This window comes from Microbulbifer variabilis, assembly GCF_020524905.1.
Classification (GTDB): domain Bacteria; phylum Pseudomonadota; class Gammaproteobacteria; order Pseudomonadales; family Cellvibrionaceae; genus Microbulbifer; species Microbulbifer variabilis_A.
Genome location: NZ_JAIVKI010000014.1, coordinates 84,584 through 98,079, shown reverse-complemented (window position 1 = coordinate 98,079; position 13,496 = coordinate 84,584). Strand labels below are relative to the sequence as shown.

The following is a 13,496-nucleotide window of genomic DNA, read 5'->3' as shown; positions in this document are numbered from 1 at the left end:
AAAAGAGACTTACTGGTGAGGACAATGACAACAAGTTCCAAGAGAGGCTGCTTCTTTCGCCGCACTATCGTGGCCCTGGCTGTTTTTACGGGCCTGTTTTGTCAACAAGCTTCAGCTGAGGAAATGGCTATTTATGCGGGAAAACTCTTCAGTAGCAGCAATGGAAAATTATTGGAGAACCGTACCATTCATATCTTGGATGGTCGTATTGAATCGGTGCAAAAAGGGTTTGCCAAGCGTGAGCGCGAAACTCTTGTCGATTTGCGCAATTTCACTGTGCTCCCTGGGCTGATGGATATGCACAGCCATCTGACTTATGAGTTTGGTCCTCGCGCTTATATGGAATCTTATACCTGGAACGCGGCAGACTTCACCCTCCGCGGTGTAGATGCGGCCAATCGAACTCTGCAGGCGGGTTTTACCACTATTCGTAATTTGGGTGATCACGATAATGTCACCGTCAGTCTGCGCCATGCGATCGAGGCCGGCACTATTGAGGGCCCGAGGATTTACACCGCAGGAAAATCTATTGCAACCACGGGTGGTCACGCCGATCCCACTAATGGCCGTCGCCATGACTTGGTGGGAAATCCCGGCCCGGTTGATGGCGTTGTGGATGGGCCTATTTCTGCGCGCAAAGCAGTGCGCCAGCGCTATAAAGACGGTGCCGATCTGATCAAAATTACCGCTACCGGTGGGGTGCTGAGTGTTGCGAAAAGTGGGCAAAATCCACAGTTTATGCAGGATGAGTTGGAGGCGATTGTCTCCACTGCCAAGGATTATGGTTTTACCGTAGCGGTGCACGCTCATGGTAAGGAGGGCATGATTCGAGCTATTCGCGCCGGTGTGGATTCCATTGAGCATGGTACTTATATGGATGAAGAGGTGATGGATTTAATGCGCCGGAACAACACCTGGTTTGTTCCGACCCTGATGGCAGGGGAGTGGGTAACCGAAAAATCTGCGATTGATGGCTTTTTGCCGGAAATAGTGCGCCCCAAAGCTGCCACCATGGGGCCTTTGATGCAGGAGACTTTTTCCAAGGCCTATAAGCGCGGAGTTAAAATTGCTTTTGGTACCGATACCGGGGTGACCCGACATGGAGAGAATGCGCGGGAATTTGTTTTGATGGTTCAAGGCGGTATGACACCTGCTGATGCTATCCGCTCTGCAACCTGGAATGCCGCACAATTACTACAGATTCAAGATGAGCTTGGCAGTATCAGTGAGGGCAAGCTCGCAGATATCATTGCGGTCGCGGGTAATCCTCTGGAGGATATCTCTGAGTTGCAGCGCGTGAAGTTCGTAATGAAGGGAGGCAAGATTTTTAAATACCCCAGCGAGTCAGCTGTGGAGGTATTTTTGGAGCATGAGGAGAATGGCTGATGGTGGTGTGTGAGGTACCGGCGCCGCATACAATTGCGAGGCCGGTATAAAGGCTACTAATTAGTCCAATTCGAAGACCAGGTCCAGGTTGACCGATACGGTAGTTTCACCAGGTTCAATTGGGGTTGAGGCGCTGTCTTTCATCGACTCCATCTGGCCGCGCAACATCATCGGGCGGGGCATACCGCCACTGCCTTGTTCAGAGATACTGACGATCCGGCGAACCTTCATACCTAGTGCTTTGGCGTAAATGGTCGCACGTTCCTGGGCATCTATTAGGGCTTTTTCGCGGGCTTCGGCTTTTACCGGTCCCGGCTCACCAATCTCAAAGCTGGGGCCGTTAATCTGGTTGGCCCCGGCGGTGGTGAGGTCGTCCAACACAGTTCCCAGTTTATCCAGTTCGCGCACTTTGATATTGACGGTATTACGGGCGGTGTAACCCACGATTTGGGGCTTTTGATCTCTTTGGTAGTGGTAACGGGGAGAGAGGCTAACGCCGCTGGTTTGAATATCCTTCTTGGCAATGCCGGCTTTTTTAATTGCCTTCATCAAGGAATCCATTTGCTCGGCGTTATCTTGCATCGCTTTTTTGCTGTCGTCCGCCTCTGTCACCACGCCTACAGACAGGTTGGCAACATCGGGAGCCTGGCTGGCCTCGCCTTGGGCCGCGATAGATACCAGGGTGCCACGCTGTGTGGGTGTCTGTCCATTATCACAGGCACTGAGTATCAGGGCGAGCAGTGTGATGGTTGAAAATTTTATTAACTTCATGGTTTTTCCTTATCTATCGCTCTGGTGTAGGCGATGTAGCAATGCACTTGGCGCCAAAAATATTATTTAAGTTTGTCTGAACCTCAGCTGAGCATACCGGATCCAGCGGATTTACTGTAACTTCACGAACCCATTTCTTCTGTACTTTTAGTAAGAACCAAAAACCTGCTGGTAAGTTTCTTCCTTGTCGTGGTAGATGGCAAATCCCAATCGCAGCAGCTGCTGTCGCCGGTCACACAGGACGGCGCGGGTTTTTAATTCACTTTGCAACTTCTCTGCATTCTCCGCGCTGTGGCAATCAAACGTGAAGAAATGTCCATGACCCAGCTCCAGGTCATGGTGGATTAAATGCTCACGATTGAGAAAAGGGTGGTCGGCGTTATCCATGGTGTGTAGGAATCGCTGTTGTGCGGCGAGGACATAGTTGTGGGTCTTTTCCACGGTAATGCCCTCACGGCGAAACAGATCAAAAATGGCCAGGCCTTTGTACAGGCAGGAATAATCCATGGTGGCTCCGGCAAACCTCAGCCAGTTGTCTGCATAGCCAACACTGCCGCTGCGATTTTCCAGTTCCGCTATTTCTGCAAACCAGCCGGTGTTTAGGGGCCGCAGAGTGCAGTGGCGGGGGATGCTCATAAAGCACATTCCCTCGCCAGCGCCCAAGTATTTATAGGAGCCGGCGGTGAAAAAGGCTTTATCGGCGATAGTGCTCAGGTCGATTGGGCGGGCGAAAAATCCATGATAACCGTCGATAACAAATTGGGTTTGGGCTGGCTTTCGTTCGGCGATGCGTATCAATTCGGGGAAAACCACGCCTGAGTCGAAAAAGACTAGGCTGGCGTAAGCCAGTTGGTAGTCCCCGGAATGCAGTTCACTCTCGAAGCGCTCTGCCAAGGTGGCGTAGGGAATCTTGGGTATACGGGTTACCTGCACATTGGGTAACTCTTCCAGCCGCTGCAGTTGACGGGTGAAACTGTAAAATTCGCCATCGGTGGTGAGGATCTGCAGAGGCTCATCGACAGGGAGGGCGCTGAGTAGCCGGTAGATAAGTTCGTGGGTATTGGGGGCTATGGCAATTTGGGCGGCGTCGGGGAGATTCAATGCGCGTGCAACAGCACTTTGCCAGGCGGGTATTTTTTCCTGGAAAATAGGCCCCCACTTGTCATCGGCGAGCAGTGCTGCATCCTGCCAGTATTGCTGGACCGCCTCCAGCGTCACGTCGGGCCAGTAATGATGTGAGTGGCAGGCCATGTGCAGCATGGAGGATGGGCTGCCGCTGGGCGCTTGTGAAAACGCACGATAGAATTTTTTATACATTTGCTTTTCGCCGGGCGAAGCTGAATTATTTATTATTCCGCGATTGTAGAGCTTGGCAATAGGAAGGAGTAGAGGGTGAGATACCTGCACACAATGGTTCGAGTGGCCGACCTGGAAGAATCCTTAAAATTTTACTGTGAGAAACTGGGTTTACAGGTAGTGAATCGCAAAGATTATGACAAAGGGCGTTTCACCTTAGTGTATCTAGCGGCACCTGAGGATGTTGAAAGCGCTCGCGAGCACAAAGCTCCCACGCTGGAACTCACTTATAACTGGGATTCAGAGCCCTACAGTGGCGGGCGTAACTTTGGTCATCTGGCTTACGGAGTGAATGATATCTATGCCATTTGCCAGAGAATGATGGACGCGGGAATCACCATCAATCGCCCTCCACGCGATGGCCATATGGCCTTTTTCCGCTCTCCGGATGGCATATCGATTGAACTACTGCAAAATGGTGAGCCGCTGGAGCCGAAGGAGCCCTGGAAGTCGATGGATAATACCGGGGAGTGGTAATTTCTCCGGGACGCTCACAATAAACTTTGGTTAAGGCTGATCTGTTAGGAATTTATGTGAAGAACCGCAGTTGCATTTTATTGGCCGGCGCTGTTGCGGCGCGCAGGATTCGCGAAGAAGGATTGCATCAAGGGCAGTTCTCCACTTTGGTCGGCGCTTCTGGAGGCCCCAAGTGGCTGGTTATCAGCCAGTTGGATCGAGTTCTTATGGGAGCCTTTTTTAAGGATCGCCGCGAGCCCATTGCGACATTAGGTTCTTCCATCGGTAGTTTCCGCAACATGTGCTATGCAATGGAAGAACCTCTGGCAGCCCTGGAGCGCCTGGAATACGGTTATATCCATCAGAGTTACGGTACTGCCAGGCCCAGCCCAGCTGAGATTACCGCAGCGGGGGAGACAATCCTGCAGGAGGTTTTGGGGGAAAATGGCGCGCGTGAAGTGGTAGAGAACCCGTTGTGGCAGAGTCACTTCGTCACAGTGCGCGGGCGCGGGCCCTTGGCCAGTGAAAAGCGGGCCCTTTTGGCTCCGGCACTCTTCACTTCTGCGCTGGCAAATGCCTTCTCCAGACACAGCCTGAAGGCCTTTTGGGAGAGGGTGGTATTCCACTCTCAGGCGCAGCCCACGGTGGAGTTTGGCAATCTGAGTACGGTGAACTCGCCCCTCAATCGTGAAAACGTCTGCGCGGCGGTGCTTGCCAGCGGTTCTATCCCACTGGTAATGGCGGGCGTGCGTAATCCCGTTGGTGCGCCTTTGGGCAATTATCGCGATGGGGGGATCACCGATTACCATTTTGATCTTCGTTTCAACCACCCGCGCGGCTTAGTGCTCTATCCGCATTTTTTCCCATTTATGGTGCCGGGTTGGTTCGATAAGGGGTTGTCCTGGAGGCGTGTGCGCGGCGATGCCATGGCATCGACACTACTGATTGCGCCATCGCCTAATTTTGTCGAAAAGTTGCCATTTGGCAAAATCCCCGATCGCAATGACTTTTATAAATTGAGCCCGGAAGAACGTGTGAATTACTGGAAAAAAGTGGTGGAGATGAGCCGCCAGGTGGCGGACGATTTTTTTGAGATGTGGCAGACAGGCCAGGCGGCGGAGCATCTTATCGAAGTGGGTTCTGATGATTTGCCCCACAAGTTGCAGCAGGGTGGGGCCGCATGAATATGGCACCGGAGTTCAGTCCTCCTCAGGAGGAGTTTCGCACCACTCAAGAGCGGGTCTACTTTCAGGTGCGTGATGCCATTTTACGCGGTAAGTTTTTGCCGGGTCATCCGATCACTATTCGGGGGTTGGCGGCGGAGTTGAACTGCAGTCCCATGCCTGTTCGTGAGGCTTTGCGGCGCCTCACCTCAGAGCGCGCATTGGAGTTGTCCGACACCCGCCGTGTCACAGTGCCCACTATGACTCCAGAAAAGCTTGCGGAGATCTGTGCGGCGCGGGTTGCGCTGGAGTGTCAGGCCGCAGAGCAGGCCCTGCCCTTTGTGGGGCTGGGGGCTCTTGAGCAGCTGCGCCAGTTGGATGCACGTGTCACTAGCGCACTCAAAGAGAAGAATATTGAGGAATATGTGACAGCCAATCTCGATTTTCACTTCACTCTCTACCGCTTGGGACATCCTCATATCATTCTCTCGTTGATCGAGAGCCTTTGGCTGCAAACAGCCCCTCTACAGCACCTGGTGTTCCAGCGCTTCGGTGTTCAAGAACTGCCGGACCGCCACGAGGACCTGCTGGATGCGATAGCCGATGGCAGTGTGGCGCGCGTGCGATTGGCTATCCGCCAGGATATCGAAGAAGGGCTCGGTTCCATTTCCGCTGAAGAACTACTTTAACCCCTCCAACTAGCCTTTTAGGTCATCAAAAGAGCCTCAACAGATCCCCACTTTGAGGGCTCTTGCCGTTTTGATTTGACCTCAGGGTTTTCTTCCCGCTCAGGGTAACTGGCGTGTGGGACTCTATCGTTACCCAGAGGTATAGATAGATCTTGCGCTTCCGTCTGTCTCACCACTAGAATGTGATCACAAATGTTGGAAGCAATATGCCGCCCGGCCGTGCTCGTAAACGGGCTTTGGAGGGCTGGTGATCAATTTGCGGGAGGACTCATTCGACGCATGCGGGCTTTTGCCCGGTATTGTTGAAAGCCCCCGAGCAAAAGCCAGGAGCGAAATATGAACAAAAGTGAGCTGCAACAACACGATCGCGAGCACCTGCTGCACCCCTTTACCGACTTCAACGACTTGGGGCAACAGGGCACCCGTGTGATCACCAGTGCCGAGGGCGCTTATATCACCGATATCGATGGCAACCGTATGCTGGATGGCATGTCCGGTCTGTGGTGCTGTAACCTGGGTTATAGCCGCAAGGAAATCAGTGACGCTATCTATGAGCAGCTGAATACTCTGCCGTTCTACAACAGCTTCTTTCAGTGCACTACCGTGCCGTCCATTGAGTTGGCAGACGCTCTGGCAGAAGTAACTCCCGCCAATATGAGCAATGTATTCTTCACCGGCTCTGGTTCCGAGGCGAATGACACCAATTTGCGCCTGATCCGCCGTTTCTGGGACTTACAAGACAAGCCCGAGAAGCGCATTGTGATTTCCCGCAAGAATGGTTACCACGGCTCCACCATCGCCGGCGCCAGCCTGGGTGGCATGAGCGGCATGCACAAACAGTTCCAGCCGCTGGATTACATTGAACACGTGCAGCAGCCCTACTGGTTTGCCGAGGGCGGTGAGCTGTCTCCAGAGGAGTTCGGTATCCAGGCCGCGCGCAGCCTCGACGAAAAAATCCAGGAGCTTGGCCCTGAGAAAGTGGCCGCCTTTATTGCCGAACCTATCCAGGGCGCCGGTGGTGTGGTTATCCCGCCGGAAACCTACTGGCCTGAAGTGAAGAAAGTACTGGATCAGTACGACATCCTGTTGGTGATGGACGAGGTGATCTTCGGTTTCGGTCGCACCGGCGAATGGTTCGGTGCCGATTACTACGGCCTCAAGCCCGACTTGATGACTTTTGCCAAAGCGGTGACCAACGGTTACTTCCCTCTGGGCGGTACCATGGTGGGAGATCGTGTCGCGGATGTGATCAAGAGCAAGGGCGGTGAATTCACTCACGGCTATACCTACTCCGCACACCCCGCGGCCTGTATGGCAGGCCTGGCAACTATCAATATCCTGCGCAACGAAAAAATTATCGAGAATGTGCGCGATGTAACTGGTCCTTACCTGGCCAAGCGCTGGGCTGAACTGGCCGAACATCCGATTGTCGGTGAGGCGCGCAGCCTGGGTATGGTCGGTGCTCTGGAACTGGTGAAAGACAAGGCCAGCCGTACCCGCTTTGATGATAACTGCACCGCTGGCGGGGTATGTCGCGACCTGAGCATCAAACACGGCTTGGTAATGCGTGCCGTTGGCGACGCCATGGTAATTGCACCACCACTGATTATCACTACCGAGCAAGTGGATGAGCTGGTGGAAAAAGCGCATCGCGCACTTGACGACACCGCTAAAGCTCTAGCGTAAACTCCGGGTTTCGCCCCCTTATTGGAAGCGGCGCAAGGCTGTCACTCATTAGCCGTCAATGGCGGATACGGGTGGTAGCCCTGGGTCGCTTCCGCGGTTTGACAGGACTACCTCAGGCAATATATGTCACTAGAAAAAGAATTTACTGCCCAGCCAGAGCTACTGGAGCAGTCGCGCAAATTCCTGGCAGAGCACCCGGACTTAAAGTGGATTGAAGGGTTTTTGTTCGATATCAATGGCGTACCTCGCGGCAAGTGGCTACCTGCTGAGGCGGCGGAAAAGCTGCTCAAGGGAAGCCTGCAAATGCCACGCAGTGCCATTAGCCTGGATATCTGGGGGCGGGATATTGAAGACAGTCCATTGGTATTTGCCAGTGGTGACAGCGATGGTGTCTGCCTACCGGTATCCCCGATCAGCCTGGCGCCTTGGCACCGGGAGGAGACGGGGCAGCTGCATATGCAGTTATACGAGGCCGATGGTTCACCGCTCTATGCCGACCCGCGCGCGCAGCTGCAAGGAGTGGTGGAGCGCCTGCAAAAACTTGGATATACCGCGGTTTGTGCCACCGAACTGGAGTTCTATTTACTGCGTGACGAGGTCGACCACTTGGCACGGCCGCGTCCGGTCAGCGACAACGACTCCGAGCTAGTACCATCCACCGACGTATACGACCTTTCTGAGTTGAATGCACAGCGCCACTTTTTTGCCGATGTTCGCGCCGCCTGCGAGGAACAGGGCATTCCTGCCGACTCAGTGCTGTCCGAATGCGCACCTGGTCAGTTTGAAATCAACCTGCTGCACAGTCCCGATCCCGTTAAAGTTGCCGATCAAACCCTGCTGTTTAAACGCCTGCTGAAAGGCGTCGCGCGCAGCCACGGCTTCCGTGTGACTACTATGGCCAAACCCTTTGGGGATCAGGCCGGTAATGGTATGCATGTGCACTTGAGTCTGATCGATAGCAGCGGCAAAAATGTTTTTGATGATGGCAGCGAAGAGGGCTCCGAACTGTTGCGTCAGGCAGCGGCGGGTATGCTGGCAACAGCCAATGATGCGATGGCCTTTTTCGCGCCGCACAGCAACTCTTACCGCCGTTTCCAGGAAAGTTCTCACGCACCGTTAAACCTCTGCTGGGGCTACGATAACCGCACCACCACACTGCGTGTCCCGGCCAGCAATCCAGAGGCTCGTCGCATCGAGCACCGTATCGCTGGCGCAGATGTGAATCCCTATTTGGTTTTGGCGGCTATTTTGACTGGTGTCTGCCATGGCCTCGAGAACCAGTTGCAAGCCCCCGAACCAGTGGAAGGTGATGCGTATCAGGTACAAAGCGAGCAGCTGATTAACACCTGGAGTGGGGCACTCAAGCGCTTTGATAGAAGTGTCTTGTGGCGCGAGTACCTCGATCCTCGGTTTGTCGAGCTATTCCTGATGCTGAAGCGCCAGGAAATGGCGGAAATTGGTGCCCGAGTTACCGATGTGGAGTATCAAAGTTATTTGCATCGTGTCTAATCCTGGCACGCCGACCACCGGCGCATAAATACTGAACGGCTTTTACGACAGGAACACTGGAGAGAGGAAATACTCTGCTATACCTAAATTTAAGTGCGTAACGTGCTTAAAACTCTCCTCCTGAAAGTGTGTTCGAGAAACCTGGCCCGCCATTGGCGGGCATTTTTTTGTGCTGAAAAAAATAATTAAACTCGCTTCTTTGCGGGTTTTTTTGTTGAAAAACTATTGCCACCTTTCTCTTTGCGCCTAACTTGTTTCAGTCTGCTGAACTTAGGGTGTTACTGTCAGGTAAATAATCCGGCGCAATATTGGAGTGGGACAAGTACTGAGTAGGGGGCTGGCAGTGGACGATAAGCATTGTGTGGATTTTTATGCTTTCGCCAAAATTTCACCGGCGATAATGCAATTGAGGGTAATTCACTGGCTTGATTTGTTTTGGCTTCAGAAGACACGCGGAAGGCCGGACTGGCCAAGAGCGTGGACTGCTTCTGCCTAGCAGTCATTTCTCCGCCAGTGTATTCTTCCGCTTTACCAGCGTAGGGCCCCGGATTGGTCGACTGCTATAGCCAGGCTTCACAGCACGGCGCTGCCTTTTTGATTAATGTATGTGGGTCTCAGAACAAGCAGATGGGGAATCTATGACCGCCTTGGGAAATTGTGCAGACGGTCCAATGGCTGGCGAGACACGGCCACTAAAAATATGTCTACTGGGTTATCGCAGCCACCCACACAGTGGTGGCCAGGGTATTTATCTCCGCTATTTGAGTAAGGCATTGGTTGATGCCGGTCATTCCGTGGATGTTATATCCGGTCAACCTTATCCGGAGCTGGATGAAAGGGTCAAGCTGATCAAGATGCCCGGACTCAACCTCTATGAAGTAGAAAAACCCAGTCTTGCTCTCAGGCTGAAACACCTGCTCTCTTGGGCGGATTTCTTTGAGTGGTGGAGCAAACTGACCGGCGGTTTTGCCGAGCCTTACACTTTTGGCCGTCGAGTGCGCAAATATCTGCGCCAACATGGCCACCAGTACGACATAGTTCACGATAACCAATCCCTTTGCTATGGCCTGTTGGATATCGAGCGCAGCGGCCTTCCGGTTGTTGCCACAATTCACCATCCTATTACCCGTGATCGCCAGTTAGCCCTGGATGCGGCGCCGGACTGGCGTTTTCGTTTATTGGTGCGGCGTTGGCATAACTTCTTGAATATGCAGATTAAGGTTTCAAGGAAGTTGCGCCATATTGTCACAGTGTCTCGCCAGTCTGAGCGGGATATCATCGATCAGTTTGGGGTGGCACCAGAGCAAATCCACCTGATTTATAACGGTATCGACACAGAGATATTCAGTCCCGACGATAAAGTACATCGCCAGTCCTTGCGCATCATGACGACCTCTTCGGCGGATCAGCCGCTCAAAGGCCTTGGTGTCTTGTTGCAGGCCATGGCTGGATTGCGTGAACGCTTTCCCGGTTTGGAACTATTGGTGGTCGGGCGCTTACGCGAAGGCGGCGCCACCGAAAAGCTGTTAAAAAAGCTGAAATTACAGGATGCAGTGCGGTTTGTTTCCGGTATTTCCAATGAAGAACTGGTGAATCATTATCGCAGTGCAACAGTTGTTGCCTGTCCGTCACTCTATGAAGGGTTTGGTCTGCCAGCGGGTGAGGCGATGGCTTGCGGGGCCCCGGTGGTTTCCAGTGATGGTGGCGCGCTGCCAGAAGTAGTTGGCGATGCAGGTATCGTCGTCCCGGCCGGTGACAGCAATGCGCTGGCGGAGGCTTTGGAGCGCGTTCTGGAGGAAAAGTCTTTACAAGCCGATATGGGCGCTCAAGGCAGGGCGCGTATAGAGAATAAGTTCTGTTGGAGTCTGGCGGCGGCAAATCTGGTGGCTTACTACCGCGAAATACTCGGCGAGCCGGCGGTGCAACAGCACCAAGAAAACGATTTGGTTGACGCAGATGTCAGCGGTGCGGAGGCAGCCTGATGATTACTGTAGATCCGCAACACCTGAATCTTCGCCCGGGACAGAAAGTTTTGGACCTGGGGTGTGGTGAGGGGCGCCACTCCATCCATTTGATGATCACCGATGAGGTGGATGTCTACGGGATAGATCTGTGCCTCAATGATGTGCGCACTGCCAGTGAGCGTGCCGAACCTTTTAACCATCCAAAGCATGCTAAAGGGCGCCTGTTACTCGGCGTTGCTAATGGCTTACAGCTGCCTTTTGCCGATGCCACATTTGATGTGGTGATCTGCTCCGAAGTGCTGGAGCATATTCACGAGTACAAGGAAGTCCTCGCAGAAATAGACCGTGTGCTCAAACCTTCGGGCATCTTTGCCGCCACCGTACCGGCGTATTTCCCCGAGTGGATCTGTTGGCAACTCAGCGATGAGTACCATCAGGTAGAAGGGGGACATATCCGCATTTTCCGTGAGGGTGAACTGCGCCAGAGTATTGAAGCCCTGGGACACCGCCATTTCGCTCGTCACAAGGCGCATGCTTTGCACTCTCCCTATTGGTGGTTGAAATGTCTGTTTTGGAACAATCCGGATAATCGCCTGGTGGCTGCCTACCACCGCCTGCTTGTTTGGGATTTAATGAAGCGGCCCGTGCTCACACGTGTGACGGAAAAATTGTTAAATCCTCTATTGGGAAAAAGTATCGCGCTCTATTTTGTAAAGGCGGATCAGCAGGCCCCTGAATCCCTACCTCTGGCAGAGGAGGCGAACTCGTGAGTGAAACGGCAATATCCCAAAAGAAGGCGAATCTGTTCCCCACGGACTTTGTGCGCAATAGTGCAGCCTACATCCTTTCTCAACAGCTGCCCGATGGCTCAATTCCCTGGTTTAAAGGGCATTACGCCGACCCCTGGGATCATGTAGAGGCGGCCATGGGATTGGCCATCGCCGGGGAATTTATCGCTGCGGAAAAAGCCTATCGTTGGTTGGCGGAAATTCAACTGCCAGATGGCAGCTGGTGGGCGGCTTATAAAGACGGAGTGATTGATAACAGCGAGCGCCGGGAGAGTAATTTTGTTGCCTATGTAGCCACTGGGATCTGGCATTACTACCTGATCAGCGGTGATAGGCGTTTTCTACAGCGGTACTGGCCGATGGTGGAGCGTGCCATCAATTTTGTCTTGAGCCTGCAGACCGAACACGGCGAGATTCACTGGGCTGTAGACAGCGAGGGAAAACCTAAAGAGGATGCCCTGATTACCGGGTGTGCCTCGGTTTATAAAAGCCTCGAATGCGCGATTAATATTACCAGTGCGCTGGGGCTGGAGCGCGCGGAGTGGATACGGGGCCGCGCTGCACTAGGCGAGGCGTTACAGAGTAAGCCCGAGCGTTTTGACCGTACCTGGGAGAGCAAAGCGCGCTTTTCCATGGACTGGTTTTACCCCGTGCTTACCGGCGCTTTTACAGGCGAAGCCGCGCGTGCACGTCTACAACAGCGCTGGGATGAATTTGTGGTGGCCGGTTTGGGCTGCCGTTGTGTCAATGATGAGCCCTGGGTGACCGTGGCGGAATCCTGCGAGTTGACAATGGCCTTGTTGGCTTCAGGCCAGCGGGCTCGCGCCGAGATTATTTACCGGGGCCTGCATCGCTGGCAGGACAGTGATGGTGGTTATTGGACGGGATATGTCTATCGGGATCAGGCGGTCTGGCCCGAGGAAAAAACCACCTGGACTGTGGGCGCTATGTTGCTTGCGGCAGATGCGCTTGCCGACCTGACGCCGGCAAGCGGGCTATTTACCACGGTACGCCTGCCATCAGATGCGGCGCAGGATACCCAGAGTGTCGACAGTTTCGACCAGCTCGAATTGAGCGGAAGCCAGGGCTAGTTTGTAAATGTCATAGGGGGCCTGGCCGCCATCGGCAGGATCGGGGAATATGTCGTGAATGGCCAGGTAACCGCCTGGCACTATATGCCGAGACCAGCTGCGATAGTCCGTCATTGCTGCCTCAAGGGAGTGTCCGCCGTCAATAAATACGAGCCCTAGCGGGGTGTTCCAATGACGTGCGGCCACCGCTGAAGGAGCCACTACCGGCACTACCCAATCTTCCAGTTTGGCCGCTCGCATATTGGCGCGAAAGGTGCGGAAGCTATCCATCAGATTGGCTTTCTGGTCAAACAAATCGGGATCGTGGTATTCCTCGCCTGGCTGGTGCTCCTCGGAACCACGATGGTGGTCCACGGCAAACACGACGCTGTCGGTCAGCTTGCAGGCCGAGGCCAAATAGATCGTGGACTTTCCACAATAGCTGCCTACTTCGAGGCAGGGGCCTAGGCTGCTGGCCTCGGCGGCAAGATGATAGAGCGCTTCCCCCTCGTGGGCTGCAAGGAATCCCTTGATGGCTCGGATATCGATGGGCAAATGAATGGACATATTGTACTGCTTGCTATTTTACTTGGCCCAAACACTAAACTGGCGCTTGCACAAAAGCAATTGTGATTTTTTGTGGGCAGTATGCCCCACT

At 53.7% G+C, this 13,496-nt stretch carries 12 protein-coding genes; 9 read left to right on the top strand and 3 right to left on the bottom strand.

Features of this window, described 5'->3' with window-relative positions; translation table 11 throughout:
• The first annotated feature begins 24 nt into the window (after positions 1–24).
• A complete protein-coding gene (locus LC073_RS15550; protein WP_226648232.1) occupies positions 25–1,386 on the top strand; it encodes a metal-dependent hydrolase family protein in 1,362 nt (453 codons plus the stop codon).
• A gap of 60 nt (positions 1,387–1,446) precedes the next feature.
• On the opposite strand, the gene LC073_RS15545 is transcribed toward LC073_RS15550, so the two are convergent.
• Together LC073_RS15545 and LC073_RS15540 are read right to left on the bottom strand one after the other, a co-directional pair.
• Positions 1,447–2,157: an SIMPL domain-containing protein gene (locus LC073_RS15545; protein ID WP_226648231.1), complete on the bottom strand. Its 711-nt coding sequence runs from the start codon at positions 2,155–2,157 to the stop codon at positions 1,447–1,449.
• 147 nt (positions 2,158–2,304) lie between these two features.
• The gene (locus LC073_RS15540; protein ID WP_226648230.1) at positions 2,305–3,474 is read right to left on the bottom strand and encodes a hypothetical protein; all 1,170 of its coding nucleotides are present in this window, start codon (positions 3,472–3,474) and stop codon (positions 2,305–2,307) included.
• A 75-nt stretch (positions 3,475–3,549) separates the two neighbouring features.
• On the opposite strand from LC073_RS15540, the gene LC073_RS15535 reads away from it, so the two are divergent.
• From LC073_RS15535 to LC073_RS15500, 8 genes are all read left to right on the top strand, one after another.
• The gene (locus LC073_RS15535; protein ID WP_226648229.1) at positions 3,550–3,990 is read left to right on the top strand and encodes a VOC family protein; all 441 of its coding nucleotides are present in this window, start codon (positions 3,550–3,552) and stop codon (positions 3,988–3,990) included.
• A gap of 56 nt (positions 3,991–4,046) precedes the next feature.
• A complete protein-coding gene (locus LC073_RS15530; protein ID WP_226648228.1) occupies positions 4,047–5,153 on the top strand; it encodes a patatin-like phospholipase family protein in 1,107 nt (368 codons plus the stop codon).
• Entirely contained in the window at positions 5,150–5,821 is a 672-nt protein-coding gene (locus tag LC073_RS15525; protein WP_226648227.1) for a GntR family transcriptional regulator, read from the top strand. Before LC073_RS15530 ends, LC073_RS15525 begins: the two co-directional genes overlap by 4 nt.
• 336 nt (positions 5,822–6,157) lie before the next feature.
• The gene (locus tag LC073_RS15520; RefSeq protein WP_226648226.1) at positions 6,158–7,507 is read left to right on the top strand and encodes an aspartate aminotransferase family protein; all 1,350 of its coding nucleotides are present in this window, start codon (positions 6,158–6,160) and stop codon (positions 7,505–7,507) included.
• Between the two features lie 123 nt (positions 7,508–7,630).
• Complete coding sequence (locus tag LC073_RS15515) at positions 7,631–9,016, top strand: glutamine synthetase family protein (protein WP_226648225.1); 1,386 nt, start codon at positions 7,631–7,633, stop codon at positions 9,014–9,016.
• Positions 9,017–9,654: 638 nt separating this feature from the next.
• The gene (locus LC073_RS15510; RefSeq protein ID WP_226648224.1) at positions 9,655–10,998 is read left to right on the top strand and encodes a glycosyltransferase family 4 protein; all 1,344 of its coding nucleotides are present in this window, start codon (positions 9,655–9,657) and stop codon (positions 10,996–10,998) included.
• Complete coding sequence (locus LC073_RS15505) at positions 10,998–11,750, top strand: class I SAM-dependent methyltransferase (RefSeq protein WP_226648223.1); 753 nt, start codon at positions 10,998–11,000, stop codon at positions 11,748–11,750. Before LC073_RS15510 ends, LC073_RS15505 begins: the two co-directional genes overlap by 1 nt.
• On the top strand, positions 11,747–12,859 hold the full coding sequence (locus LC073_RS15500; RefSeq protein ID WP_226648222.1) for a prenyltransferase/squalene oxidase repeat-containing protein: 1,113 nt from the start codon (positions 11,747–11,749) through the stop codon (positions 12,857–12,859). The genes LC073_RS15505 and LC073_RS15500 overlap by 4 nt, the downstream gene beginning before the upstream one ends.
• Here the strand turns inward: LC073_RS15500 and LC073_RS15495 are convergent.
• Positions 12,788–13,405: a class I SAM-dependent methyltransferase gene (locus tag LC073_RS15495; protein ID WP_226648220.1), complete on the bottom strand. Its 618-nt coding sequence runs from the start codon at positions 13,403–13,405 to the stop codon at positions 12,788–12,790. The genes LC073_RS15500 and LC073_RS15495 overlap by 72 nt on opposite strands.
• Positions 13,406–13,496: the final 91 nt, after the last annotated feature.

Bases quoted from the DNA above. Each gene is read 5' to 3' on its own strand.
- LC073_RS15550 (WP_226648232.1), top strand. From the start codon at position 25: ATGACAACAAGTTCCAAGAGAGGCTGCTTCTTTCGCCGCACTATCGTG.
- LC073_RS15545 (WP_226648231.1), bottom strand. From the start codon at position 2,157: ATGAAGTTAATAAAATTTTCAACCATCACACTGCTCGCCCTGATACTC.
- LC073_RS15540 (WP_226648230.1), bottom strand. From the start codon at position 3,474: ATGTATAAAAAATTCTATCGTGCGTTTTCACAAGCGCCCAGCGGCAGC.
- LC073_RS15525 (WP_226648227.1), top strand. From the start codon at position 5,150: ATGAATATGGCACCGGAGTTCAGTCCTCCTCAGGAGGAGTTTCGCACC.
- LC073_RS15520 (WP_226648226.1), top strand. From the start codon at position 6,158: ATGAACAAAAGTGAGCTGCAACAACACGATCGCGAGCACCTGCTGCAC.
- LC073_RS15515 (WP_226648225.1), top strand. From the start codon at position 7,631: ATGTCACTAGAAAAAGAATTTACTGCCCAGCCAGAGCTACTGGAGCAG.
- LC073_RS15510 (WP_226648224.1), top strand. From the start codon at position 9,655: ATGACCGCCTTGGGAAATTGTGCAGACGGTCCAATGGCTGGCGAGACA.
- LC073_RS15505 (WP_226648223.1), top strand. From the start codon at position 10,998: ATGATTACTGTAGATCCGCAACACCTGAATCTTCGCCCGGGACAGAAA.
- LC073_RS15495 (WP_226648220.1), bottom strand. From the start codon at position 13,405: ATGTCCATTCATTTGCCCATCGATATCCGAGCCATCAAGGGATTCCTT.